General features: G+C 68.7%; 26 protein-coding genes and 1 pseudogene. 15 read left to right on the top strand and 12 right to left on the bottom strand.

From position 1 onward, the window contains the following. Positions 1-175: 175 nt before the first annotated feature. Positions 176-364, top strand: coding sequence for a hypothetical protein (locus IE97_RS0109230; RefSeq protein WP_234310434.1), 189 nt, complete (start codon positions 176-178; stop codon positions 362-364). Continuing rightward, positions 354-1,010, top strand: a complete 657-nt coding sequence (locus tag IE97_RS0109225) for a hypothetical protein (RefSeq protein WP_051704887.1) — start codon at positions 354-356, stop codon at positions 1,008-1,010. Before IE97_RS0109230 ends, IE97_RS0109225 begins: the two co-directional genes overlap by 11 nt. Before the next feature lie 81 nt (positions 1,011-1,091). Here IE97_RS0109225 and IE97_RS0109220 read toward each other — a convergent pair whose 3' ends face one another. The 3 genes from IE97_RS0109220 to IE97_RS0109210 form a co-directional block, all read right to left on the bottom strand. Then, positions 1,092-2,489 carry a condensation domain-containing protein gene (locus tag IE97_RS0109220; RefSeq protein ID WP_030234497.1) on the bottom strand — a complete coding sequence of 466 codons (1,398 nt, stop codon included), beginning with the start codon at positions 2,487-2,489 and terminating at the stop codon, positions 1,092-1,094. Positions 2,490-2,623: 134 nt separating this feature from the next. After that, positions 2,624-3,076 carry a nucleoside deaminase gene (locus IE97_RS0109215; protein ID WP_030234492.1) on the bottom strand — a complete coding sequence of 151 codons (453 nt, stop codon included), beginning with the start codon at positions 3,074-3,076 and terminating at the stop codon, positions 2,624-2,626. A gap of 4 nt (positions 3,077-3,080) precedes the next feature. Then, positions 3,081-3,860, bottom strand: a complete 780-nt coding sequence (locus IE97_RS0109210; protein WP_030234488.1) for a MerR family transcriptional regulator — start codon at positions 3,858-3,860, stop codon at positions 3,081-3,083. Positions 3,861-3,941: 81 nt separating this feature from the next. Here IE97_RS0109210 and uvrA point away from each other — a divergent pair, with 81 nt between their 5' ends. Further along, positions 3,942-6,452, top strand: coding sequence for an excinuclease ABC subunit UvrA (uvrA, locus tag IE97_RS0109205; RefSeq protein ID WP_030234484.1), 2,511 nt, complete (start codon positions 3,942-3,944; stop codon positions 6,450-6,452). Positions 6,453-6,756: 304 nt separating this feature from the next. Here the strand turns inward: uvrA and IE97_RS42010 are convergent, their stop codons facing one another. From IE97_RS42010 to IE97_RS43575, 4 genes are all read right to left on the bottom strand, one after another. Continuing rightward, positions 6,757-7,446 carry a glycine-rich domain-containing protein gene (locus tag IE97_RS42010; RefSeq protein ID WP_158708260.1) on the bottom strand — a complete coding sequence of 230 codons (690 nt, stop codon included), beginning with the start codon at positions 7,444-7,446 and terminating at the stop codon, positions 6,757-6,759. Further along, positions 7,421-8,455: a hypothetical protein gene (locus tag IE97_RS42005; RefSeq protein WP_158708259.1), complete on the bottom strand. Its 1,035-nt coding sequence runs from the start codon at positions 8,453-8,455 to the stop codon at positions 7,421-7,423. The genes IE97_RS42010 and IE97_RS42005 overlap by 26 nt, the downstream gene beginning before the upstream one ends. Continuing rightward, entirely contained in the window at positions 8,452-8,997 is a 546-nt protein-coding gene (locus IE97_RS42000) for a hypothetical protein (RefSeq protein ID WP_158708258.1), read from the bottom strand. The genes IE97_RS42005 and IE97_RS42000 overlap by 4 nt, the downstream gene beginning before the upstream one ends. Before the next feature lie 425 nt (positions 8,998-9,422). Then, positions 9,423-10,028: a hypothetical protein gene (locus IE97_RS43575; protein WP_030894427.1), complete on the bottom strand. Its 606-nt coding sequence runs from the start codon at positions 10,026-10,028 to the stop codon at positions 9,423-9,425. A 105-nt stretch (positions 10,029-10,133) separates the two neighbouring features. On the opposite strand from IE97_RS43575, the gene IE97_RS0109190 reads away from it, so the two are divergent. After that, positions 10,134-11,096 (top strand): helix-turn-helix domain-containing protein, encoded by a 963-nt coding sequence (locus IE97_RS0109190; RefSeq protein ID WP_030234472.1) that lies wholly within the window; start codon positions 10,134-10,136, stop codon positions 11,094-11,096. Then, a complete protein-coding gene (locus tag IE97_RS42820; RefSeq protein WP_234310453.1) occupies positions 11,044-11,157 on the top strand; it encodes a DUF397 domain-containing protein in 114 nt (37 codons plus the stop codon). The genes IE97_RS0109190 and IE97_RS42820 overlap by 53 nt, the downstream gene beginning before the upstream one ends. A 113-nt stretch (positions 11,158-11,270) precedes the next feature. Here IE97_RS42820 and IE97_RS0109185 read toward each other — a convergent pair whose 3' ends face one another. The 3 genes and pseudogenes from IE97_RS0109185 to IE97_RS0109170 form a co-directional block, all read right to left on the bottom strand. Further along, complete coding sequence (locus IE97_RS0109185; protein WP_030234466.1) at positions 11,271-12,062, bottom strand: ABC transporter permease; 792 nt, start codon at positions 12,060-12,062, stop codon at positions 11,271-11,273. A 73-nt stretch (positions 12,063-12,135) separates the two neighbouring features. Beyond that, positions 12,136-12,726, bottom strand: a pseudogene (locus IE97_RS40015) (ABC transporter ATP-binding protein); the annotation flags it as partial. A 28-nt stretch (positions 12,727-12,754) separates the two neighbouring features. Then, entirely contained in the window at positions 12,755-13,426 is a 672-nt protein-coding gene (locus IE97_RS0109170; protein WP_030234453.1) for a DUF4097 family beta strand repeat-containing protein, read from the bottom strand. 220 nt (positions 13,427-13,646) lie between these two features. On the opposite strand from IE97_RS0109170, the gene IE97_RS0109165 reads away from it, so the two are divergent. After that, complete coding sequence (locus IE97_RS0109165; protein ID WP_030234451.1) at positions 13,647-14,390, top strand: GbsR/MarR family transcriptional regulator; 744 nt, start codon at positions 13,647-13,649, stop codon at positions 14,388-14,390. Positions 14,391-14,411: 21 nt separating this feature from the next. Here the strand turns inward: IE97_RS0109165 and IE97_RS0109160 are convergent, their stop codons facing one another. Next, positions 14,412-14,729 carry a PLD nuclease N-terminal domain-containing protein gene (locus IE97_RS0109160; protein ID WP_030234449.1) on the bottom strand — a complete coding sequence of 106 codons (318 nt, stop codon included), beginning with the start codon at positions 14,727-14,729 and terminating at the stop codon, positions 14,412-14,414. A 66-nt stretch (positions 14,730-14,795) separates the two neighbouring features. Here IE97_RS0109160 and IE97_RS0109155 point away from each other — a divergent pair, with 66 nt between their 5' ends. Beyond that, positions 14,796-16,247: a menaquinone biosynthesis decarboxylase gene (locus tag IE97_RS0109155; protein WP_030234446.1), complete on the top strand. Its 1,452-nt coding sequence runs from the start codon at positions 14,796-14,798 to the stop codon at positions 16,245-16,247. Continuing rightward, positions 16,244-17,146: a menaquinone biosynthesis prenyltransferase MqnP gene (mqnP, locus tag IE97_RS0109150; RefSeq protein WP_030234444.1), complete on the top strand. Its 903-nt coding sequence runs from the start codon at positions 16,244-16,246 to the stop codon at positions 17,144-17,146. The genes IE97_RS0109155 and mqnP overlap by 4 nt, the downstream gene beginning before the upstream one ends. Before the next feature lie 17 nt (positions 17,147-17,163). Here mqnP and IE97_RS0109145 read toward each other — a convergent pair whose 3' ends face one another. Then, positions 17,164-17,778 carry a rhomboid family intramembrane serine protease gene (locus IE97_RS0109145; protein WP_030234441.1) on the bottom strand — a complete coding sequence of 205 codons (615 nt, stop codon included), beginning with the start codon at positions 17,776-17,778 and terminating at the stop codon, positions 17,164-17,166. A 91-nt stretch (positions 17,779-17,869) separates the two neighbouring features. On the opposite strand from IE97_RS0109145, the gene IE97_RS0109140 reads away from it, so the two are divergent. From IE97_RS0109140 to IE97_RS0109110, 7 genes are all read left to right on the top strand, one after another. Beyond that, positions 17,870-18,556, top strand: a complete 687-nt coding sequence (locus IE97_RS0109140; protein WP_078603139.1) for a UbiX family flavin prenyltransferase — start codon at positions 17,870-17,872, stop codon at positions 18,554-18,556. A gap of 61 nt (positions 18,557-18,617) precedes the next feature. After that, positions 18,618-19,073 (top strand): Lrp/AsnC family transcriptional regulator, encoded by a 456-nt coding sequence (locus IE97_RS0109135; protein ID WP_030234437.1) that lies wholly within the window; start codon positions 18,618-18,620, stop codon positions 19,071-19,073. Positions 19,074-19,110: 37 nt separating this feature from the next. Beyond that, the gene (gene mqnE, locus IE97_RS0109130) at positions 19,111-20,274 is read left to right on the top strand and encodes an aminofutalosine synthase MqnE (RefSeq protein WP_030234434.1); all 1,164 of its coding nucleotides are present in this window, start codon (positions 19,111-19,113) and stop codon (positions 20,272-20,274) included. 73 nt (positions 20,275-20,347) lie between these two features. After that, entirely contained in the window at positions 20,348-20,998 is a 651-nt protein-coding gene (locus tag IE97_RS0109125; RefSeq protein ID WP_030234432.1) for a UdgX family uracil-DNA binding protein, read from the top strand. Between the two features lie 16 nt (positions 20,999-21,014). Beyond that, a complete protein-coding gene (locus IE97_RS0109120) occupies positions 21,015-21,539 on the top strand; it encodes a GNAT family N-acetyltransferase (protein ID WP_030234429.1) in 525 nt (174 codons plus the stop codon). 95 nt (positions 21,540-21,634) lie between these two features. Further along, positions 21,635-21,943, top strand: coding sequence for a DUF4229 domain-containing protein (locus tag IE97_RS0109115; RefSeq protein WP_030234425.1), 309 nt, complete (start codon positions 21,635-21,637; stop codon positions 21,941-21,943). A 238-nt stretch (positions 21,944-22,181) separates the two neighbouring features. Next, positions 22,182-23,552, top strand: a complete 1,371-nt coding sequence (locus IE97_RS0109110; protein ID WP_078603151.1) for a dicarboxylate/amino acid:cation symporter — start codon at positions 22,182-22,184, stop codon at positions 23,550-23,552. Positions 23,553-23,554 lie beyond the last annotated feature (2 nt).

The raw sequence follows: 23,554 nt of genomic DNA, 5'->3' as shown, positions 1-23,554 counted from the left end.
ACGTGTTCAGGTACGGACATGCTTGCGGTCGGTACCCGGCAGGCTGGTAAAGGATCAGCCATTAGGGGTATGTGACTGTCGGCGAGCGGTCGAATACGTGATGCTATGGATGTCACGCAGCGCGCCACGACCGTCTGGGGGGTAGACGATGAGTGTGACGTTTGACGAGCGGGCGATGACTGATCACGAGGACGACATCGTGATCGTCGTGTCCGACGCCGATTACCGGGAAGCCGCACAGCGGGCCCTGGACGACCTCGGGCTCACGTACGCCGAGTTGCAGGAGCAGGCCCGGGAGGGGGACTTCACCTCGTCGCAGGCCCATGCCCTGTGGGTGTCGATCGGCGGCACGGTTGACCTCTGACCTGCCCAAGCAGGCCTACAAGTTCGCCAAGGAGTTACAGGAGACCCTGAACGGGACCGTGTGCCAGCATGTGCGCATCGCCGCCGTGCTGCGCCCGCGTTCCGCGGCGGGGCCTGTCTTCACTCTCGGCCACGGTCTGTCTGCCGCCAATCCCACCCAACCGACAGCGTTCCCGCTCCGCATCGACCACAAGAAGCCCCGCGCCTGGATGAACCTGTCGTTCCAGGTGCGCCTGGACGACGAGGACGGCTTCCTGACGGTGCATTCGTCGTACTGCGGGCTCTTCACCGATGAAGCCCTGGAGACCTGTCTGCTCCACTGGGACTACGAACGGGAGAAGGACAAGTACACGAGCGCGCATGTGCAGGTGTACGGCACGTCGCCGGCGCTGGAGGCGCTCAACAGGACCAACGATCAGAAGCGTTCGCTGGACAAGCTGCACATCCCCGTGGGGGGCAAACGCTTCAGGCCCTGCATCGAGGACGTCATCGAGTTCCTCATCACCGAACGGCTGGCCGACGGCCGGGAAGGCTGGGAGAAGCGCGTCGAGGAGGGACGCAACCGCTACCGGCGCAGCCAACTGCTCGCGGCCATGCGGCGGAACCCCGACGTGGTCAAGGAGTACCTGGAGGACCTCGGCGAGTAGCGCGGGCGAGGTACCGCGCGGCGCGGCCGGTTCGACGCCCCACTCGGCCTGTCCGGGTGGGGCGTCGTCGTGCCGTGCCGCTCAGGGCTGACGAGCCGTGCCCATGACGATGTCGCGCAGCCGCTCGGCGTACAGCCGCATGTTCTTCTGGGCGATGTCGGTGTCCGGGTAGCGGGCGGCGAACCACAGCCCCTCGTGGAGGCGGGTGATCCAGGCGCAGACCTGGTCGCCGTAGGACACCCTGAGCAGCCCGTACGCCGTCCGGTCCGTCCAGTCCTGGGAGCCGGGAATGGCGCGGGTGTCGACGAACGACACGATCGAGTACAGGTCGGGGGAGGTGGGGCGGAAGTCGGCGCCGAGCAGGTGGAGGACGCGGGCGAGGGGAATGCGGGCCAGCTTGCGGTTGGCCTGAAGGGCGGCGCGTACGGTGCGCAGGGCGCTCGGGAAGTCGCCGGCCTCGGACATGGGAACCTCGATCGGGGCGCCGCCCACGTACCAGCCGACCGACTGCGACCACTGGGACTTCACCCGGGTGTGGAACGGCACGACCGTGCGGTAGACGGGCTCGCCGCCGATCTCGTGGAGGATCAGGGCGGTGGCCGCGAGAACACCGACCAGGCTCCCGCCGTAGGGGCGGCAGTACGACTCGAACGCGGCGGCTGCCTCCGCGTCCACCATCATCTCGCGCATGAACTTCTGGGTGGGCAGCGCGCCCCCGGGTTCCAGGCCGAGGTCGACGGGGAACGACGGCAGTCGTCCGTCGCAGCGGTGGATGAACTCCCGCCAGCGGGCGACGATCTCGTGGTCCGCGTCGATGCGGTCCGCGTCCGCGCGCTCGGCCTCGCAGAAGTCGACGTAGCTGCTCACCGGCTCCGGTCCCACGTCGCCGCCCGCGACGGCGGCCCGGTACAGCTCGTGGATCTCCGCGGGGATGCGGTGGATGGAGTAGGCGTCGACGTTGCTGTGGTCGAAGGCCATGTACACGCTGGTGCAGTCGTCCCGGACGACCGCCGTGTAGATGAGGTTGGGCCAGCGCAGGGCGTCCGCCGTCGTGTCGAAACGGTCCTGCAGGTGCTGGGCCAGGGCCGCCGCGTCGGTGAAGTCGCCGACGTCCTCGCGGTGCAGGGAGACGGCGTCCGGGTCGAGCGTGAAGCGGCGGATCGAGTCGCCGGGCCCGCCCGCCCAGCGGAAGCCGCTGCGCAGGGTCTCGTGCCGCAGCGTCCAGCCGCGCAGCGCCTCGCCCAGCGCGTCCAGGTCGGCCCGTCCCGGGATGTCGAACGCCGCCCCGAGCCAGGTCGGCACGAACAGACCGTCCTCGCGCACGGACCGAGCCGTCCGGATGTGTGACTCCTGGATGTACGCCGGTGGTCTGGAGTCTTCCGGCAGGGCCTTCGCCGTCGCGACGGTCGCCGGACTGAGTGTCCATTCGAAGAGGCGCCCAGGTCGGACCTCGCAGCGCTGGATATCAGTCATTCGCACAGGACGTCTCCGTTCGCAGGTGGGATAGACCCGACCAAACGAATGCGGAACCCCGCCACCGGCGACGCCAGGTGTCGCCGCAATTCAATGGAACGGATGGCATCTCGAACGGAAATACGGGCCTGGCGGAGTGCTCAGTCGACGCCGATGTCCTCGTTCCACAGCTCCGGCCGGCTCGCGATGAAGTCCCGCATCAGGCCGACGCACTCGCCGTCGTCCAGCAGCACCAGCTCCACACCGTGTTCGGCGAGCCAGTCGTGGCCGCCGTGGAAGGTGACCGCCTCGCCGATCACCACACGTGAGATGCCGAACTGCCGGACCAGACCCGAGCAGTACCAGCAGGGGGACAGGGTCGTCACCATCGTCGTGCCCCGGTACGAGCGCTGCCGTCCCGCCGCCCGGAAGGCCGCCGTCTCCGCGTGCAGGCTGGGGTCGCCGTCCTGAACGCGCCGGTTGCGGCCACGGCCCAGCAGGGTGCCGTCGGCGCCGTAGAGGGCGGCACCGATCGGGATACCGCCCTCGGCGAGACCCGCTCGGGCCTCCTCGACGGCGGTGGTGAGCCATGCGCGTGCCTGTGCCCGGTCCATGACCTCATGCATGACCCGGCCCGGGCTCTCCGTAACCCGAGCCGGTACCTGAGCCGGCCCCTGCCGCGCGTGCGGCGTCGAGCCGGTCCAGGTAGGCGTGGAGGGCGCCCGCGCCCTCGATCATGGCTCTGCTGCGAGCTGTCAGGGCCGCACCGCGCGCCGCGATCGCCGCCCGCAGGGCAGCGCTGCCGCCCTCCCGGCGCAGCCCCTCCAGGACCGGCCTGATCTGGTCGAACAGGTAGTGACTGCGGCGCAGGGTCTGCACCAGCCGGGCGTCGCGCACGTCGGCGGGCTCGTAGACCCGGTAGCCCGTGCCCCGCTCGCGCCCCGGCGTGAGCAGCCCGGCCCCCTCCCACACCCGCAGCGCCGACGTCCGTACGCCCAGCAGCGCCGCCACCTCCCCGATGCGCAGTCCGCCGGAGCGGGGCAGCGGAGCGGGCGGCTCGGCCGCCAGGAGCTCCAGGGCCTCGCTCGCCGCCCGCAGGGACACCCGCTCCTCGTGCAGGGCGGCGTGCGCGGCGTCGACCAGCGCGAGCGCGCCCGGCACGTCACCGCGGTGCAGCGCCTGCATGACCGGCGCCGCCGTGACCGGCCCGTACCCCCGCAGCAGCGTCCGGTACGCCAGCAGCGCCCCGCGGTGCAGGTCGGTGAAGGCGCGGTAGCCGGACGGGGTCCGCGCCGCCGGCGGCAGCACGCCGGCGTCCTCGTAGTTGCGGATCTGCTGCGTCGAGACCCCGGCCAGGCGGGCCAGGTCGACGGGGCGGAGGCGGCGAGCGTCGGACATCGATTTGAAGGTTACGGCAGGGAAATGGCCTGAGGCTCCTCAAAAGTCTCAACACCGCACTTAAATGGAAGACTTGAAGGAATGGACAACTGCATCCGGGTCACCGGCGCCCGCCTCCACAACCTCCGGAACGTCTCCCTCACCCTCCCGAAGAACAAGCTGGTCGTGCTGACCGGCCTGTCCGGCTCCGGCAAGTCCACCCTCGCCTTCGACACCCTCCACCGGGAGGGCCAGCGGCAGTACCTGGAGTCGCTGGGCATGGTCACCGGCTGGACCAGCAAGCCCGCCGTCGACTCGATCACCGGCCTCTCCCCGTCCATCAGCGTCGACCAGCACCTCACCAACCGCAGCCCGCGCTCCACGGTCGGCACCGTCACCGAGGTCTTCACCTACCTGCGGCTGCTGTGGTCACGCATCGGGGAACGCCCGTGCCCGGACTGCGGGAAGAGCATCCCGCCGTCGTACGCGAACGCCGCCGAGGCCGGTGCCGAGGCCGACGAGGACGCCGAGGGCGAGCAGCGGCCCTGCCCGCACTGCGGCACCCTCGTACCCGAACTGGTGATGGGCTGCTTCTCCTTCAACAAGCCCGTGGGCGCTTGCCCCGCCTGCACCGGCCTCGGCGAGGTCATCCGCCCCGACGTACGACGGCTGGTCGACGGCGCGAAGTCGGTCGCCGAGGGCGCGGTGCGCGGCTGGAACGCGAAGTTCACCGAGTGGAGCCTTCCTCAACTGCGCGCCGCCGCAGAGCACTACGGCTTCACCTTCGACACCGGCCGGCCGGTCGGCGACCTGAGCGAGCAGGAGCGGGACCTGCTGCTGCACGGCGTCGAAAGCCCCGAGTTCCGGCGGCACTTCCCCGGCATCGAGCCGCCGAAGACCGTGGCGGCGGGCCGCTTCGAAGGGGTCGCGACAGCACTGCTGCGCCGCTACGAGGACCGCGCCGACGACCCCGAGTACCGCGAACGCGCCGAACAGCAGGGCCTGGTGAAGCAGCCCTGCGAGGAGTGCGGCGGGACCCGGCTGCGGCCGGAGAGCCGGGCCGTGACCGTGCACGGCCTCACCATCGTCGAGGCCGCGCGGCTTCCGCTGACCGACCTCGGCACCTGGATCGCCGGTCTGCGCGAGCGGTCCGACGGGGACGAATGGCTGCTCGTGGAACCGGTCGCCGCCGACCTGGAGGAACGGGTACGGCGCCTGACGGACGTCGGGGTCGGCTACCTCACCCTCGGGCAGGCCACCCCCAGCCTCTCCGCCGGCGAGACGCAGCGGCTGCGGCTGGCCGCCCTGCTCGGCTCCGGGCTGACCGGCGTGCTCTACGTCCTGGACGAGCCGACCATCGGCCTGCACCCCTCCGACACCGCCCGCCTCGTCGACGTCCTGCGCCGACTACGCGACCTCGGCAACACAGTGCTGGTCATCGAACACGACCTCGAAGTGCTGCGCGCCGCCGACCACGTCGTCGACGTCGGCCCGGGCGCGGGCCGGGACGGCGGCCGGATCGTCGCCGCCGGCACTCCCGAGGAGGTCGCCCGCACCGAGGGCTCGGTCACCGGCGCGTACCTCTCCGGCCGCCTGTCCGTGCCGAGTTCACGCCGACGCGGCGACGGTGACCGGGCGGTGGTGATCCGAGGGGCCAGGGCCCACAACCTCAAGGACCTGACCGTGCGGATCCCGCTCGGGCGTCTGGTGACGGTCACCGGCCCGTCCGGCTCGGGCAAGTCGACGCTGCTGCTGGACATCCTCGGCCGGGCCGCCCGCCGCCACTTCCACCGGGCCGGGGACCCGCCCGCCGAGCACGACGGCGTCGACGGCTGGGAGCACCTGTCCAAGGCCGTCCTCATCGACCAGGAGCCGGTCAGCCGCGTCCCGCGCTCCAACGCGGCCACCTACTCGGACGTCTTCACACCCATCCGCGAGGTCTTCGCCGCCCGCAGCCGCGGCGCCCTCACCCCCGGCCACTTCTCCTTCAACGTGCCCGGCGGACGCTGCGAACGCTGCGAGGGCGCGGGCGTCCTCACCGTCCGCATGCACTTCCTCCCGGCGGTCGAGGTGCGCTGCCCGACGTGCAGGGGCCGCCGCTTCCGCCCGGAAGTCCTGTCGGTCCGGCACGAGGGCCACGACATCGCCGAGGTGCTGCAGGCGACGGTGGACGAGGCCCTGACCGTGTTCAAGGACGTCCCTGCGGTCGCCACCCGGCTGCGCCGCCTGGCGGACGTCGGCCTCGGCTACCTCCCGCTCGGCCAGCCCGCCACCACCCTCTCCGGGGGCGAGGCCCAGCGTCTGAAGCTCGCGAAGGAACTGGGACGGCGGACGACCGGCCGTGCCCTGTACCTCCTCGACGAACCGACGACGGGTCTGCACTCCGCCGACACCGCCCGCCTCCTCGACGTCCTCCAGCGCCTGGTCGACGCCGGGCACTCGGTCGTCACCATCGAGCACAACACGGATGCCGTCCGGGCCTCGGACTGGCTGATCGACCTGGGGCCGGTCGGCGGGTCCGGAGGCGGCCGGGTCGTGGCGGAGGGGACGCCGGAGGACGTGGCGGCCGTGCGGGTGTCTCGGACGGTGGGTTCCGGACGGGTGGGTTCCTGACCGGGTGACTTGAGCGGTGCTCTTGGGGCCGCCCGCTTCTTGGCCAGTGTCGTGCTTCCACGGCCTGCCTCAAGGGCGCTTCGCGTCGCCTTCGGCGATGGCCCTGCGGGCCACCCTTGACCCAGGCAGTTCCAGCACGAGGAAGAAGCGAGCGGGCGGCCGGGGGAGGAACGGGTGGCCAGGGCCGTCGCCCTCTCCAGTCGGCTGTGTTGCCGCTCGGCGAGGGGGTGGCGCGGTCGCCCCTCGCCAGCACGCCGGGAGGGTTTAGCGGCGATCGGCCCCTGGTCGAGAGCGCGAGGACATATCATGGGGCTGAACGGAGGATCCTGATTTCCATCAGGGTCGAAATAAGAGCCGTCTTCTCATCGTCGCTCAGGTCACCGGGCAGCTCTCTGACGTAGAAGGCGCCGGTACGGGCGATGAATTTCAGCGCATCCTCGGCAAGCCTGTTAACGGAAAACAGAGTTTCACCGCTCGGAGTCAGCAGGTCTACCGCGTCCAAGTCTGCCCGGACTCTGACTGACCCAACACTGTCATTGATTACCCGCCGACGGATTGTGACAGTCTCCGCGTCAAGCCAGATGTTCGGCAACTGCACACCGTAGAGCTCCTTATAGCAATCCGCGAAGAGCATGAATGATGGTGCGGCTGCAGGCTTCTCCTGGCCGTCCGTCGGAGAATTGCTCGGACTGTGAGGCATGTACCTACCGAAATATTTATGACAAAATTCCATGTACTGCCGAGTGAAGAGGATGAATTGATGCCACGCTTCGTCGATGCGCAGGGAGTACATGGGCCACGCCGTCCCACCGCTCACGCTTACGAGTACGAGGTATCGTTTGACTTCTTCAAAAAGCGCTTGACCTTCCTCCGGTGTGTCTACGATATGGTCTTTTACTAGCTTCTCGATAACAAATGGAGCCTCGTAAGACAGGGCGCCGAAAACCTGCCGTGAGTCCGATGCGACCTCAATCTGACGTGCATGCATAATCATCACCAATTTTCACGTACAGGCCAGTCTCTACCAGAGCGTCTGCAATGTGCAGACGCTCTTCCGGAGATAGATTTCCTGGGATATCCCCGATTGTGAAACTTCGCTCCTTGGAAACAAAGGCGATCGCCTCGCGCCCGAGGCTGTCGACAGCTAGTTCCTTCAATGAGCCAGACCGAGTCTCCGCATAGAGGACTGCCATCCCGGCATCGAGGCGGTAACTCAGCTCAAGGTCCCTGTGCACACGCTCTAGGGCAAACCCGTGCCGGGTCGGCTTGCCAGACTCAGGCCTATCGGTCATGAAGCCACCGAGAGCGTTACATTTATCCAAAAGGGACGAGGCTTTCGCGCTGTTCAGGGAGGGAAGCATATTGCTGATGGCGCGAATGCGCCTTACCCGTCGCCGCGTTTCAATGACCTTTCGGTAGACGTGGTCGCTGTTCGTCCGGTCGAGTTTTGCCCTCCCCGAGAGGCCGGGTAGGGGATCGCCGCATCCATCGCCTGGGTCCTCACCGTCCCTCGGGCTGGTCATATGGAAAGACAGCGACCAGCGCGACGAATTATTAATCGGCGCATGGATGCTTGGTTTGTAGATGTAGCCGACTTTCCCGGCGGAGGCGGGAAAGTGATTCTTGGGAACCAACTCGCGACGAGAATACGATTCCTCTCGGTCGTAGGTCACTACCTCGAGTTCATTGCGGCAGACTGCAGTAATCGTCCAAGCTGTGTGCTCGTGTGGCCCTGGCGAGCCTCCCGGGGACCAGTACCCAAAAGCGAATCGAATCCCGAGCCCCGGCATTGTGAAGAACGGCACCAATCCCGGCCGCAAGTCATTTCTCTCGAGCAGTTGCAACTCCAAATGAAGGCAGCTCGCGAGGAAGTCGTCATCGAGGACGGCATCCTGGATACTCGATCTCGCAGCGAGAACGGCTCGGAGTTCCGGGTGCTCCCGCTCGCCGTCAGAGGGGAACTCGAGTGCCTGCAATGCTGTACACAAATCGTCGAATCTCATCGCAGAGGAACCCAGCAGGACGACGTGCACACCTCGCAGTACGGTGAATAGCAGGGCTCGCAATTCGAGGTGCATACCTCGCGTTCTCGAACGTGCATGCGGAGTCTTCCCTTTCTGGATTCCCGCATCTCTCCCTTTAGGGGGCCGTTCGAGGGTTCTGATTCCTCGACTCGATTGATGAGGACCTCGGCATCCTTCTTGACCCAGAGAATCACGCCTCCGAAAAGGGAAGACGGTGCCTCGGCGTGGTGCAGGATGTCAGCCTTCGGGATCTCCACCTTGTCAGACAGGCGGTCAAGCCGCTGGTAGATCACGACGGTGGCGTCATCGTCTGACGGGCCAACGAATCCCCGAATAATCCTTACATTGTTCCCCACGTCTTTCTCGATGAGCGTGGCTACCAATGGGTTGACTGGAATCTTGGAATGTGAGTCGCCTGTTCTGGGCATGCCGATCTCCCGGGCAGTCGAAGGTGGGGACGCTGCGATTATGTAATGGATGCTCTGGGATTCGGAGCCGCCACGCAAGACGAGATCGGCCACATGGCCCTAAAGGGTGCTGCACAAGGCTCTGAGCTGGGCATCTCCCTGGCATGGCCGGGGTGTTAACAGCTCATCGCAATTGGTGAGCGGAGGCTGAGAAAGGCGCTGGCCGAACAGCGTCCGCAACGGTTGAATGCCGCCGTGCACGCCATTGACGTGGAAGGTGACGGTGCCTTGCAGCGCGGTGACCCACTGACGGTGCATGCCATCGCTGGGCTGGCTGACCCGCAACTGCCAGGAGCTGACGGGCATGGACCTTGCCGTTCACTACGGTCATGACCTAGCGGTCACCGAACCTCCCACCCACGGTTCGCCGCCGGGCCCGCCCGGCGTGCTGGCGAGGCGCGACCGCGCTCCGCCTCGCCGAGCGGCCACGCAGCCGACCGAAGGGGGCGAAGAAGCGGGCGGCCCCGACGGTTTCCTCGTCAGTGGTGCCGCTCCAGCACCGCATAGTCGGCGAAACTCCGGCGGTAGCGCAGGTGCCGGGTTTCCTGGGTGTGCCTGCGCTGCCACTCCTCGACCTCGCCGGGCGCCCGGCACGGCCCCGATGTCGCCCCGCAGTCCGCGTCCTCGCCCGAGACGCAGTACGCCTGGTACTCGGGCAGTGCGGACGCGTCCTGCACGATCGAGTACGGCACGTACCGGAAGACCCGGCGTCCCGCCGACTCCCCGCCGTGCTCCTCGCGTTGGTGCTTGCGCAGCAGAACGTTCGCGTCCGTCACGGCACTCGCGTCGAACGCCGCCCGCGCCCTGTCCCGCCGGACCGACAGCTCCTCGCACGCCGCGCACCCCCGCACCGGCAGCGGGGGCCGGGCAGGATCGGCCGACAGCCCCTCCCTGGACCGGTCGTTGACGGCCCGTACGCCCGCACTGAGCCGCTCGTCCAGGGTCGCCGGCCGGATCCTCTCCGGGTCCGCCGGCCACTCCCGGCCACCGCCGACCGGGCGCAGCATCACATGCGGGCCGGTTCTGTCCCGATACTCGCCGACCCTGTTCGTCTGAGGGTCGTAGACGAGCGTTCCCGGTTCCATTTCGCGCACCTCCGTAACTCTGTGTGCATCGAGCGTCGCGCACGGGAACAGCACGGTTCAATGCTTGGCGTGTGACACCGGTGCACTGTCACGGAGGGGGAGGCCGTGAGCCGACGGAACGGCGGGGCGGAGACGGGGGCGAGCACGGCGGCCGTGTTCGGCGAGGTGCTGCGGCACTTCCGCGAGGCCGCGCTGCTGACGCAGGAGGCTCTCGCACGACAGATCCCGTGCGACCGTTCGCACGTGGCGCGGGTGGAGGCGGGCACGCGCGTACCGCAGGACTCCTTCGCGAAGGCGTGCGATGAGCTTCTGGGCACGGGTGGGGTGTTGGCGCGGTTGTGGGGGCGGATCGACTGGTATCCGGCGGTGGAGCATCCGGATTGGTTCGAGCGCAGGGCGCGTATGGACGCGGAGGCGGTGGCCATCCGCGCGTATCAGACGCAGGTCATCCCGGGTCTGTTGCAGACGCCCGGGTACGCGACCGCACTGTTCGGTCGCCGACTCACAGACGCCCAGGACGTGGCGGAACGGGTCCGGGCACGAATGAGTCGCCAGCAGCGATTCCTCGTCGATGGCGGCCCGTTCTACCTCGTCGTGCTCGACGAGAGCTGCCTGCGGCACATGGTGGGTGGGCTGGAGGTCATGAGGGAACAGTGCGAGCACCTGCTGGCCGTGGGGCGCCTGCCCAACATCCGCGTCCAGATCGCCCCGTCGAACCGCCCGGAGATCGACCGCCCTGACACGTCCCTGTCGTTGATCGAGCTTCCGGGCGGCGAACGCTGGGTCTACTCGGAATCGCTCGACCGGGGCCACTTCAGCGATGATCCGGCCATCTTCACGCAGCACATGCGCACCTATGATGTGCTCAGAGCGGACGCCCTGTCAGCACCTCAGTCCGCCGCTCTGATCAGCGACGTGAGGGAAGGCTACGAGGCCCATGACCAGCGAGCAGCTGCGCGCGGCGACTTGGATCAAGAGCAGCCACAGCGGCGCCAACGGCGGGGACTGCATCGAAATCGCCCCCGATTTCCCCGCCGCCGTCCCCATCCGCGACAGCAAGACCCCTGACGGACCGGTCCTGGTCGTCACCCGGTCCGCCTGGTCCGCGTTCCTGACCGCTCTGCGCTGATCCACCGCCCCCGGCCGTGGGCAGACGAACGGGCGGCGCACGCCGGCGAGATGCCGGTGTGCGCCGCCCTGGGTGTGGCGAGGTGCGGGAGACGGCCCGCGCGACCACGGTGGTCACTTCGGGTCGTCGTTGAACCTGGACGTCGACCAGACGTAGCCGAGTACCGCGAGGCCCAGGCACCAGGCCACGGCGATCCACCCGTTGTGGCCGATCTCGGTGCCGAGCAGCAGGCCGCGCAGGGTCTCGATGGCCGGGGTGAACGGCTGGTACTCGGCGATCGGCTGGAACCAGCCCGGCATCGCGTCGACCGGGACGAAGGCGCTGGAGATGAGCGGCAGGAAGATCAGCGGCATGGCGTTGTTGCTGGCCGCCTCGGCGTTCGGGCTGACCAGGCCCATGCCCACGGCGATCCAGGTGAGCGCCAGGGCGAAGAGCACGAGCAGCCCGAACGCCGCGAGCCACTCCAGCACGGTGGCGTCGGTCGAGCGGAAGCCGATGGCCACGCCGACGGCGCCGACGAGGACCACGCTGATGACGGACTGCAGGACGCTGCCGACGACGTGCCCGACCAGCACGGATCCGCGGTGGATCGCCATGGTGCGGAAGCGGGCGATGATGCCCTCGCTCATGTCGTTGGCGACGGAGACGGCGGTGCCGATCGTGGTGCTGCCGATGGTCATCAGCAGCAGGCCCGGCACGAGATAGGCGATGTACGCGGAGCGGTCCGGACCGCCGCTGCCGATGCCCGCGCTCATGGTGTCGCCGAAGACGTAGACGAAGAGCAGTAACAACATGATCGGGGTGAGCAGCAGGTTCAGCGTGAGGGAGGGGTAGCGCCGGGCGTGCAGGAGGTTGCGGCGCAGCATGGTGGCGGAGTCGCGTGCGGCCAGGGACAGGGTGCTCATCGGGCAGCCTCCTCGGGCTGGTGGGGGACCTTGGCGCTGCCGGTGAGGGCGAAGAACACGTCGTCGAGGTCGGGTACTGCGTGGTGAGGAAGACGGTGACGCCGCCCGTGACGAGCTCCCTGATGATCTGCCACATGTTGTGGCGGGAGCGGGGGTCGAGGCCGGTGGTCGGTTCGTCGAGGAAGATGATCCGCGGGTCGCCGACCAGGGTCATGGCGATGTCGAGGCGGCGTTTCATGCCGCCGGAGTAGGTGGAGGCGGGCTTCTTCGCGGCGTCGGTGAGGTCGAACCGTTCCAGTAACTCGGCGGCCACGCGCCGACCTTCACGCTTGGACAGGTGGTGCAGGTCCGCCATCAGGAGCATGTTCTCCTCGCCCGTGATCAGGCCGTCGACCGCGGAGAACTGGCCGGTGACCCCGATGGCGGCGCGTACCGCCTGCGGGTCGCCGGCGAGGTCGTGGCCGCCGACGCGGATCGCACCGGAGCCGGCGCCGGGGGAGACGAGGGTGGAGAGGATCTTGACGGCGGTGGTCTTGCCGGCGCCGTTCGGGCCGAGGAGGGAGAAGATCGTCCCTTCCGGGACGGCCAGGTCGACACCGTCGAGGACGGTCTTGTCGCCGTAGGACTTGCGCAGCCCGTTCGCCGCGATGGCCAAGCCGGTCATGAGGAGGGCTCCTTGGGAAGTTCGAGCGTCAGAGGCTGCGGGCCGTGATGTCGCCCTGCGCGGCGGTCGCGTGGATGGTCAGGGCGGCGTCGGCGCCGTCCGAGTTCTTGAGGGAGTTGCTGATGCGGCCGTAGCTGGTGCCGGCGTCCAGGGAGGCGGAGACGCCGTGGGCGGCGCCGATCGTGATGTCGCCCTGCTCGACGCGCAAGGTGACCGTGCCGCGTACGGCTTCGGTGACCGTGATGGCGCCCCGCTGGGTGCTGATCTCCGCGGGGCCGGTGAGGCGGCCGACCGAGATGTCGCAGTCGTGGCCGGTGAGGCGGGCGCTCGCGGCCTCGTCGAGCTTGACCGAGCGGTAGCCGCCCTCGAAGGCGACCTCGCCGAGCCGTCCCACGCCGCGCAGTTCGGCGGCGGCCGTCTTCGCCTCGATGTGGGAACCGGCCGGCAGTTGGACCGTCACCTCGACGGATCCGACGTTTCCGAGGAGCCGGTTCTTCGGCTCCGGCGCCTTGATCCGCAGGACGCCGTCGCCGTAGGTGACCTCGATCTGCTCCGCCGTCTTCACGTCGCGGTTCTTGGAGGCGTCCGCGGGCCGGACCTCGACCGTGCTGTCGGTGCGGTCGGCGGCGATGACCTGGATGCGTCCGGCGGGGATGTCGAGGATGGCGGTCACCTGGGCGGGGGTGTCGAACTTCTGCATCGTGTGCTCCTTCGCTGCTTGTTTCTGACAACGGAAAAGCTACGTTGCGTTCGAGCATGTGGCAACAACTTCGTTGCGTACTGATGCCATAGATGCAGGTCAGTGCCGTTAAATCATTGCAATGGATTGGGATCTAATGCAATGCAGGTCAGGATGTTCGTTGCAATGGAGGAGGGGTGAAAGCTATGCTGCGGACACACGGACCACGAAGGAGGCCGCGATGCCGGGAGGCAGGCTCACCCAGCAGGAACGCCAGCAGATCGCACTGGGGCTGGCCGACGGCCTGGCCTACGCGGAGATCGCCAGGCGCCTGGACCGCCCCACCTCGACGATCACACGCGAGGTCATGCGCAACGGCGGCCCTGTCTCCTACCGCGCCGACCTCGCCCACCGCGCCACCGAACGCCGCGCACACCGACGCAAGCAGGCCGCGCCCCGGGCCTCCGCCGGGACGCCTGCGCAGTCACACGGACGCGACCCCGAAGCCGTGCGCGAGTACGAGGAGTTGTTCACCACCGTCTTCATGGGGCAGGGCCTGCCCAAGATGACAGCCCGGGTGCTGACCTGCCTGTACACGACCGACGAGGGCAGCGTGACCGCGTCCGAACTCGTCCAGCGCCTCCAGGTCAGCCCGGCGTCCGTGTCCAAGGCGATCGCGTTCCTGGAGAGCCAGGGCCTCGTCCGCCGGGAACGCGGCGAGGGCCGCCGCGAGCGCTACACCGTCGACGACGACGTCATGTACCAGTCCGCGGTGGCCGCCGCCCGCTCCACCGCACACCTCGGCGAAGTCGCCCGGCAGGGCGTCGGCATTCTCGGCCCCGACACACCGGCCGCCCACCGACTCGAAAACATCGCCAGGTTCCTCGACTTCGTCTCCGAGAGCATCTCCCGCGCCGTGGAACAGGCCCGCGACATCCTCTACACCAAACCCGAACCGACGTCAGAGCGCACCGAGAAGCCGTAACCGAGGAGCCGTAGTGCTACCTCAGGGCTCGTCCCGGTCCGGGTCGTCGCCCTTCTTCTTGTCCTCGTCGAGGGACTTCAGGAAGTCGGGGTTGTCGTCGGGCGCGACCCACTGCCGCGAGCGGCTGCCCCTGACGCCGGACCAGCCGTCGGCGGCGGGCCTGCGCTTCTTGCCGGCGAGGAGCCACGAGATCGAGCCGACCAGCGGGAACACCAGGACGAGCAGCGCCCAGAGCGGCTTGGGCATGTGACGGATGTCGTCATCCTTGGTGCTGATGCAGTCGATGAACGCGTACACGCTCAACGCCAGCGGCACGAGGAACATCAGTACCCGGAGCATGCGGCCTCTCAGCGAAAGCGGTGGGCGGTTCCAGGCCAGGGTAGCCGCTCGGGGATACTGGACCGCATGGCTTACGACGATCTTCGCTCCCTGCTCAGGGCGCTGGAGCGCGAGGGCGACCTCAAGCGCATCAAGGCCGAGGTCGACCCGTATCTGGAGGTCGGGGAGATCGTCGACCGGGTCCAGAAGGCCGGCGGTCCCGCCCTGCTCTTCGAGAACGTACGCGGGTCCGGCATGCCGCTCGCGATGAACGTGTACGGAACCGACCGGCGCCTGCTGAAGGCGCTCGGGCTGAAGTCGTACGGCGAGATCTCGGAGAAGATCGGCGGGCTGCTGAAGCCCGAACTGCCGCACGGGTTCGTCGGCGTGCGCGAGGCCTTCGGGAAGCTCGGCTCGATGACCCACGTACCGCCGAAGAAGGTGAAGGACGGCCCCGTCCAGGAGGTCGTGCTCACCGGCGACGACGTCGATCTGGAGCAACTGCCCGCCCTGTTCACCTGGCCGAAGGACGGCGGCTCCTTCTTCAACCTGGGGCTCACGCACACCAAGGACCCCGAGACGGGTATCCGCAACCTCGGGCTGTACCGGCTCCAGCGGCACGACAAGCGCACCATCGGCATGCACTGGCAGATCCACAAGGACAGCCGGAACCACTACCAGGTGGCGGCCCGGCGTGGGGAGCGGCTGCCCGTCGCCATCGCCTTCGGGTGCCCGCCCGCCGTCACGTACGCCTCCACCGCGCCGCTGCCCGGCGACATCGACGAGTACCTCTTCGCCGGGTTCCTCGCCGGCAAGCGGATCGAGATGGTCGACTGCAAGACCGTGCCGCTCCAGGTGCCGGCGCAGGCGGAAGTCGTGATCGAGGGCTGGCTGGAGCCGGGCGAGATGCTGCCGGAGGGGCCGTTCGGCGACCACACCGGCTTCTACACACCGCAGGAGCCGTTCCCGGCGCTGAAGATCGACTGCGTGACGATGCGGAAGCGCCCGCTGCTCCAGTCGATCGTCGTCGGCCGCCCCCCGACGGAGGACGGCCCCCTGGGCCGGGCGACGGAACGCTTCTTCCTCCCCCTGCTGAAGATCATCGTGCCGGACATCGTGGACTACCACCTGCCGGAGGCGGGCGGCTTCCACAACTGCGCGATCGTCTCGATCGACAAGAAGTACCCGAAGCACGCGCAGAAGGTCATGCACGCCATCTGGGGCGCCCACATGATGTCGCTGACCAAGCTGATCGTGGTCGTCGACTCCGACTGCGACGTGCACGATCTGCACGAGGTCGCCTGGCGGGCGCTGGGCAACACGGACTACGCCCGCGACCTCAGCATCGTCGAAGGGCCCGTGGACCACCTCGACCACGCCTCCTACCAGCAGTTCTGGGGCGGCAAGGCCGGTATCGACGCGACGAAGAAGTGGCCCGAGGAGGGCTACACGCGCGACGGCGGCTGGCCCGACATGGTGGAGTCCGATCCGGAGACGGCGGCGAAGGTGGACCGCCGCTGGAAGGAGTACGGCCTGTGACCTCCGCTTCCGCGGCGATCCCGCAGCCGGGACGCGCCAAGGCCTTCCTGCGGCTGGTGATGATCGAGCACTCGGTCTTCGCGCTGCCCTTCGCCTACATCGCCTCGCTCACGGCGATGTACCAGTGGGACAAGAACGTCCACTGGGGACGGCTGCTGCTGGTCACCGTCTGCATGGTGGGCCTGCGGACCTTCGCGATGGCGGTCAACCGGATCATCGACCGGGAGATCGACGCGCGGAACCCGCGGACGGCGCACCGTGAACTGGTGACCGGCGCGATGTCGGTGAAGCACGCCTGGACGGGCGCGCTGATCGCCCTGGCCGTGTTTCTGGGTGCGGCGGCCCTCCTCAACCCGCTGTGCCTGGCGCTGGCGCCCATCGCGGTGATCCCGATGGTGGTGTACCCGTACGGCAAGCGGTTCACGAACTTCCCGCAGGCCATCCTGGGCCTGGCCCAGGCGATGGGCCCGGTGGGCGGCTGGCTGGCGATCTCCGGCTCCTGGTCCTGGGACGCGGTGCTCCTCGGCCTCGCGGTGGGCGTCTGGATCGGCGGCTTCGACCTGATCTACGCCTGCCAGGACGTCGAGACCGACCGGGAGATCGGCGTCAGGTCCGTCCCGGCGCGCTTCGGTGTCCCGGCGGCCGTCTGGGGAGCGCGGGTCTGTCACGCGGTGACGACGGCCCTGTTCGTCTGGTACGCCCTGGCCACCGACGCGGGCGCCTTCTTCTGGCTGGGCCTGCTGATCGTCGCGGGCGCGTTCCTGTACGAGCACTCGATCGTCCGCCCGCATGACCTGTCCCGCGTGAACAGGGCGTTCTTCAGCGTCAACGGCTTCATCGGGATCGCCCTGTTCGTGTGCGCGCTGCTGGATCTCCTGGTGCGGGGCCTCAGCGTGTGAGTACGGTGCCGGTCCGCTCAGGCGGTGTCACGCCAGGACGGGGCGGGCCTGCCCGCCCGGCGGCGGAACACGAACGCCGCCGTCACGCCCGCCACCAGCCCCAGCAGGTGGCCCTGCCAGCTGACGCCCGACTGGGTGGGGGCGAGGCCGGCCAGTATCGAGCCGCCCCAGATCGCGGCCACGAGCACGCCGGCCAGGATGCCCAGGGGGCGGCGCTCGACGAAGCCGGTCACCACCAGGAAGCCGAAGAGGCCGAAGATCAGGCCGGAGGCGCCCGCGGTGTTCGTCTGCGCCGGGGATATGAGCCAGACGCCCAGGCCGTCCACGACGATGATCAGCGCGCACACCAGCAGGAACCTGCGCAGCCCCGCGAGCGCGGCCAGGAAGCCGAGGACCAGCAACGGCACCGTGTTCGCGGCCAGATGGGCGAAGCCGAAATGGATGAACGCCGACGGGACGATGTCGGCCAGCTCGGACGGGGCGCGCGGGGTGATGCCGAAGCCGTCCAGTGCGTGGCCGGTCAGGACATCCACCACTTCGAGCAGCCACAGCAGCGCGACCCACACCAGCATCAGCTTGCCCGCGGCCAGCGCACGGTCGCTCTTCGACCACCTGGCTTCCGGACCCGGCATGACGGCCCCCAGTGTTCGCTCGTCCTGTCCGTGCAACGGCCCGCACCCCTGGACCGGTTCCCACCCTGCGACGCCCGATAGGCTCAGTGTCGTGAACCCAGTCAAGCCAGGCGAGACGCCGCGTACGCCTTGGATCGTAGGGGTGTCCGGCGCCTCCGGCACCCCGTATGCCGCCGCTGTGCTGCGGGCCCTCCTCGCCGCCGGCGAGAGCGTCGACCTGGTGGTGTCCCGGGCCTCCCGGCTCACCCTGCTCGACGAGACCGGGATCTCCTTCCGGGACGCCCACTGGCGCGATGACCTGCGGGAATGGCTGTCCCGGGGCGCGGACGGGAAGCCGGGCGCCTTCTCCGTGGACGTCGACGCCGTACGGCACTGGAGCGCCGGCGACCTGGCCGCCGGGCCGTCCTCGGGGTCGTACCCCACCCGGGGCATGCTGATCGTGCCCGCTTCGACGGCGAGCGTGGCCGGAGTCGCGCTCGGGCTGTCGAAGGACCTGTTGCAGCGCGCGGCGAGCGTGACCCTGAAGGAGGGCCGCAAGCTGGTCGTGGCCGTACGCGAGACCCCGCTGAACGGCCAGACCCTCCGGCACCTGGTCACCCTCGACGACGCGGGCGCGATCGTCGTACCGGCCTCACCCGCCTTCTACGCGGGCGCGACGCACATCCAGGACCTGGTGGACTTCGTCGCCGGACGCGTACTCGACGCGGCGGGCGTGCCGCACGGGCTCTACCGCCGTTGGCAGGGGGAGCTCGGCGGCGGGCAGGACCGCGCCGGCTGAACCACACCCTCCGGACCTCACCACAACCACAGACCTACTTCAGCGGAAGGCTTCGATCGCAATGGACGCGGTGGACAGGCAGCTCATCCAGGCCCTGAGGGAGAACGGCCGGGCCTCCTACGCGGAGCTGGGGCGCCTCGTCGGCCTGTCGGGACCCAGTGTCACCGACCGCATCAACCGGCTGGAGGCGGCCGGGGTCATCACCGGTTACCGGGCCACCGTCGACGCCGCCTCGCTCGGCCTCGGCGTGATCGCCCTGATCGGCATCTCGCTCTCCGACGCCGCCGACCACGAGGACGTGGCGCAGCGGCTCAGGGACCTCTCGGAGATCGAGGACTGCTGGTTCATCGCGGGCGACGACTCGTACATGCTCAAGGTGCGGGCGACGGACGTGGACGGCCTGGAGAAGATCATCCGACGGCTCAGCGGGACGAAGGGCGTCTCCCGGACGCGTACGACCATCGTGCTCTCCACGAAGTGGGAGAACCGGGTCGGGGAACTGCCGGAAGAGGCCTAGTCGTACGGTTGGGACGTCGTCGTAGAAAGGTGTGGGCATGGATCTCGGGCTCAAGCGCGAGCTGGAGGAGAAGGTCAGGGCGGGTGTCCGCCTGACCCGTGAGGACGGCATCGCGCTGTACGAGTCGGACGACCTGGCCTGGCTCGGCGGCCTGGCGCACGAGGTGCGCACGCGCAAGAACGGCGACGTCGTGCACTTCAACGTCAACCGTCACCTCAACATGACCAATGTGTGCACGGCCTCCTGCGCGTACTGCTCCTTCCAGCGCAAGCCGGGGGAGAAGGACGCGTACACGATGCGCATCGAGGAGGCCGTCAAGCTCGCCAAGGCGATGGAGTCGGAGAACCTCACCGAGCTGCACATCGTCAACGGCCTGCACCCGAACCTGCCGTGGCGGTACTACCCGCGCTCGCTGCGGGAGCTGAAGGCCGCGCTGCCGAACGTCTCGCTGAAGGCGTTCACGGCGACCGAGATCCATCACTTCGAGACGATCTCCGGGATGAGCGCGTCCGAGATCCTGGACGAGCTGATCGACGCCGGTCTGGAGTCCCTCACCGGCGGTGGTGCGGAGATCTTCGACTGGGAGGTCCGGCAGCACATCGTGGACCACCGGACCCACTGGGAGGACTGGTCCCGGATCCACCGGCTCGCCCACGAGAAGGGTCTGAAGACGCCGTCCACGATGCTGTACGGGCACATCGAGGAGCCCCGGCACCGGGTGGATCACGTGCTGCGGCTGCGTGAGCTGCAGGACGAGACCGGGGGGTTCCAGGTCTTCATCCCGCTGCGCTACCAGCACGACTTCGTCGACATGCAGGACGGCAAGGTGCGTAATCGCCTGCAGGCGCGGACGCAGATGGCGACGGGGGCGGAGGCGCTGAAGACCTTCGCGGTGTCGCGGCTGCTGTTCGACAACGTGCCGCATGTGAAGGTGTTCTGGGTCATGCACGGTGTGCAGACCGCGCAGTTGGCGCTTCAGCACGGTGCGGACGACATGGACGGGTCCGTCGTCGAGTACAAGATCACGCATGACGCGGACAACTTCGGCACGCCGAACAAGCTGACGCGTGAGGACTTGCTCGACCTGATCCGCGACGCGGGGTTCCGGCCGGTGGAGCGGAACACTCGGTACGAGATCATTCGGGAGTACGACGGTCCGGACCCGGAGCGTCGGGAGTCGCCTCAGCCGATGCGGGTCTGACCGATTTTGGGTGCGGGTGCGTGGGGGCTGGTCGCGCAGTTCCCCGCGCCCCTGGGTGGGGTACCCGGAGGGCATGGTCAGGACCGAGGCGCCTGAGGACGCCTATACCGCTGAACCGTTTGTTCCTGGTCGCGGTGGGTTGAGCGCGCTGCAGCGGGCCGCCGCCGACTGCCGGGGATGCCCCCTGCACCGGGACGCCACCCAGACCGTCTTCGGTGCCGGGAACGAGGACGCCCGCGTCATGCTCGTCGGGGAGCAGCCCGGCGATCAGGAGGACCGGCAGGGGAAGCCGTTCGTCGGGCCGGCCGGGAGGTTGCTGGACCGGGCGTTGGAGGAAGCGGGCATCGACCCGTCCGAGACGTATGTCACCAACGCCGTGAAGCACTTCAAGTTCACCCAGGCCGAGCCGCGCAAGCGGCGGATCCACAAGGCGCCGAACCTGCGGGAGATGACCGCGTGCGGGCCCTGGCTGGCCGCGGAGCTCGCGATCGTGGAGCCGGAGCTGATCGTGGTGCTCGGTGCCACCGCGGGGAAGGCCCTGCTCGGCTCGTCCTTCCGGGTGACGCAGGTGCGCGGCACGGTGCTGGAGGAGGAGATCCACGGGCGGGCCGAGCGGCTGGTGCCGACCGTGCACCCGTCGTCGGTGCTGCGGGCGGACGACCGGGAGGCGGCGTACCGAGGGCTGCTGTCGGATCTGGAAGTGGCGGCACGGGTGCTGGGGTAATAGCTACAATCCGCCCATGCCCCTTACGTTCACGCTCGATCCCGCCGTCACCCCCGAGCTTCGTGACGGCTTGCTCGATCTCTGGGCCGACGTCTCCAATGCCGACGGAGCCGTCGGCTTCGTGCCGCCGGTGACGCGGGAGGACATCCGGCCCGCGCTGCTGCAACACTTCGCCGCGATGTCGGAGGAGAAGGCCAGGCTGCTGGTCGGGCACGACGAGGAGGGGCGGGTGGCGGCGACCGCGTTCCTGACCCTCAACACGCATCGCCTGATGACGCACTGGATCTGGCTGTACACGGTGATGGTGCACCCCCGTCACCAGGGGAAGGGCTACGGCCGTGATCTGCTGGCCGCGGCGGCGGACGCGGCCCGGGGGCTGGAGGGCATCGAGGCGATCCGGCTGACCTGCCGGGGCGGGGTCGGGCTGGAACGGTTCTACGAGTCGTGCGGCTACAAGGAGGTCGGCCGGATCCCGGGCGCCATCCGGGTCGCGCCGGGCGACGACCGGGAAGACGTGATCATGCTGCTCCCGCTGGACTGATCCCTGTGCCGCTGGACTGACCCCCGTGCAAGATCGGCCGCCCGGCGTGCTTCACTGAACGCTGGCCCCTTTTGGAATCGGAAGAGTGGATTGAGATGCTCCGCTACACGCTGATGCGCCTCGGGATCTTCGTGGGCTGCCTCGTGGTGGTCTGGGGCGCCGTCTACTCCGGCCTCGCCCCCCGCGGCCTCGGCGACAGCAACGGCCTGTGGATCGTGCTGCTCGCCCTGCTGCTCTCCGCGCCGATCAGCTTCGTCGTGCTGCGCAAGGAACGGGATCGGGCGTCCGAGCAGATCGTGCGCCGGGTCGACCGGTTGAAGGCCGGCATGGAGGCCAGCCGCAGCCAGGAGGACGTGGAGAACACGGCCGGCGACACGTCCCGGGCGCAGGGCCAGGCCTCGTAAGGCTCGTCACAGGCGTTCAGCGCCCCGTTTCCGGACATGCTCCGAAACGGGGCGCTTTGCCTTGTATGGGTGTCTGCGCATTTCTGCCTGTCAAAGCCAGGCTTTGGGGTCCTCAAAGTTCAAGTGTTAAGGTACTTGTCATGAAGTCGGCAGTCGCGTCCCATCCGCCCCTGAGCGTTCTGCTCGTGGCGCGCCTGCACGTGGATCTCTGTCGGTGCGCGTCCGCTGCCTGTCGTCCCTGACGTCACGCAACCCCCCGTCGTCTCCCACGTCAGTCCCCCCAACGCGTCCCCAACGGAGTCAGTCCGTGTCCTCACACACGAAGTCCTTCAAGGTGCCCTTCTGGGCCCAGATACTCGCCGGTCTCGTCCTGGGCGTGCTGCTCGGCTGGCTCGCCCGCAGCCAGGACCTGTCCTGGCTGGTCACGACCCTGGAGAAGGTCGGCGACACCTTCATCGGCCTGCTGAAGCTCGCCGTCGCCCCGCTCGTCTTCTTCGCGATCCTGGTCTCGATCACCAACCTGCGTAAGGTCAACAACGCGGCCCGGCTCGCGTCGCGCACCCTCCTCTGGTTCATGATCACGTCGCTGATCGCGGTGAGCATCGGCCTCGTCATCGGCCTGCTCACCAACCCGGGCGCCGGCACCGGCCTCACGCCCAAGGACGGCGCCAAGCCCGAGGACACCGGCTCCTGGATCGACTTCCTGACCGGCATCGTGCCGACCGACGTGATCACGCCGTTCACCGAGCTGAACGTCCTGCAGATCGTCTTCATGGCCGCCGTCGCCGGTATCGCCGCCCTCCAGCTGGGCGAGCGGGCCCAGCCGATCCTCAACCTGAGCGAGTCCGTCCTGGAGCTGCTCCAGAAGGCGCTGTGGTGGGTCATCCGGCTCGCCCCGCTCGGCACCGTCGGCCTCATCGGCAACGCCATCGCCACCTACGGCTGGGACCTCATCGGCAAGTACGCGACGTTCACCGTCGACATCTACGTCGGCTGCGCGATCGTCCTGTTCGTGGTCTACCCGGCCCTCCTCGCCACCGTCGCCAAGGCCAACCCGATCCAGTTCTTCAAGGGCGCCTGGCCCGCCATCCAGCTGGCCTTCGTCTCCCGCTCGTCCGTGGGCACCATGCCGCTGACGCAGAAGGTCACCGAGCGGCTCGGCGTGCCGAAGGAGTACGCGTCCTTCGCGGTGCCGTTCGGCGCGACGACCAAGATGGACGGCTGCGCCGCGATCTACCCGGCGATCGCCGCGATCTTCGTCGCCCAGATCTTCGGCATCCAGCTGGGCGCCGGCGACTACCTGCTGATCGCGTTCGTCTCGGTGGTCGGCTCCGCCGCCACGGCCGGTCTGACCGGCGCGACGGTCATGCTGACCCTCACCCTCTCCACCCTCGGTCTGCCGATGGAGGGCGTGGGCCTGCTGCTCGCGATCGACCCGATCCTCGACATGATGCGCACCGCGACCAACGTGGCCGGGCAGGCGCTCATCCCGGTCCTGGTCTCGGCCCGGGAGAACCTGCTCGACCGCGACGCCTACGCCACGGCCGACGGCTCCTCCCTGGACGAGCCGCGCGACGAGCAGCCCGAGCGGGTGCCCGCCGCGGCCTGAGG

This window comes from Streptomyces sp. NRRL S-455, from assembly GCF_000717875.1.
Lineage (GTDB): Bacteria > Actinomycetota > Actinomycetes > Streptomycetales > Streptomycetaceae > Streptomyces.
Note: the sequence above shows the minus strand (reverse complement) of the source record. Positions and strands in the feature narration are given on the sequence as shown.

What these genes read in the sequence shown, in the direction of transcription:
- IE97_RS0109215 (WP_030234492.1), bottom strand. Translation starts at nt 3,076, where the DNA reads ATGGACCGGGCACAGGCACGCGCATGGCTCACCACCGCCGTCGAGGAG.
- IE97_RS42005 (WP_158708259.1), bottom strand. Translation starts at nt 8,455, where the DNA reads ATGAGATTCGACGATTTGTGTACAGCATTGCAGGCACTCGAGTTCCCC.
- IE97_RS0109170 (WP_030234453.1), bottom strand. Translation starts at nt 13,426, where the DNA reads ATGCAGAAGTTCGACACCCCCGCCCAGGTGACCGCCATCCTCGACATC.
- IE97_RS0109155 (WP_030234446.1), top strand. Translation starts at nt 14,796, where the DNA reads ATGGCTTACGACGATCTTCGCTCCCTGCTCAGGGCGCTGGAGCGCGAG.
- IE97_RS0109210 (WP_030234488.1), bottom strand. Translation starts at nt 3,860, where the DNA reads ATGTCCGACGCTCGCCGCCTCCGCCCCGTCGACCTGGCCCGCCTGGCC.
- IE97_RS0109125 (WP_030234432.1), top strand. Translation starts at nt 20,348, where the DNA reads ATGGTCAGGACCGAGGCGCCTGAGGACGCCTATACCGCTGAACCGTTT.
- IE97_RS43575 (WP_030894427.1), bottom strand. Translation starts at nt 10,028, where the DNA reads ATGGAACCGGGAACGCTCGTCTACGACCCTCAGACGAACAGGGTCGGC.
- IE97_RS0109115 (WP_030234425.1), top strand. Translation starts at nt 21,635, where the DNA reads ATGCTCCGCTACACGCTGATGCGCCTCGGGATCTTCGTGGGCTGCCTC.
- IE97_RS0109120 (WP_030234429.1), top strand. Translation starts at nt 21,015, where the DNA reads ATGCCCCTTACGTTCACGCTCGATCCCGCCGTCACCCCCGAGCTTCGT.
- IE97_RS0109185 (WP_030234466.1), bottom strand. Translation starts at nt 12,062, where the DNA reads ATGAGCACCCTGTCCCTGGCCGCACGCGACTCCGCCACCATGCTGCGC.
- mqnE (WP_030234434.1), top strand. Translation starts at nt 19,111, where the DNA reads ATGGATCTCGGGCTCAAGCGCGAGCTGGAGGAGAAGGTCAGGGCGGGT.
- IE97_RS0109230 (WP_234310434.1), top strand. Translation starts at nt 176, where the DNA reads ATGACTGATCACGAGGACGACATCGTGATCGTCGTGTCCGACGCCGAT.
- IE97_RS0109135 (WP_030234437.1), top strand. Translation starts at nt 18,618, where the DNA reads ATGGACGCGGTGGACAGGCAGCTCATCCAGGCCCTGAGGGAGAACGGC.
- IE97_RS0109165 (WP_030234451.1), top strand. Translation starts at nt 13,647, where the DNA reads ATGCCGGGAGGCAGGCTCACCCAGCAGGAACGCCAGCAGATCGCACTG.
- IE97_RS0109160 (WP_030234449.1), bottom strand. Translation starts at nt 14,729, where the DNA reads ATGCTCCGGGTACTGATGTTCCTCGTGCCGCTGGCGTTGAGCGTGTAC.
- IE97_RS0109145 (WP_030234441.1), bottom strand. Translation starts at nt 17,778, where the DNA reads ATGCCGGGTCCGGAAGCCAGGTGGTCGAAGAGCGACCGTGCGCTGGCC.
- IE97_RS42010 (WP_158708260.1), bottom strand. Translation starts at nt 7,446, where the DNA reads ATGATTATGCATGCACGTCAGATTGAGGTCGCATCGGACTCACGGCAG.
- uvrA (WP_030234484.1), top strand. Translation starts at nt 3,942, where the DNA reads ATGGACAACTGCATCCGGGTCACCGGCGCCCGCCTCCACAACCTCCGG.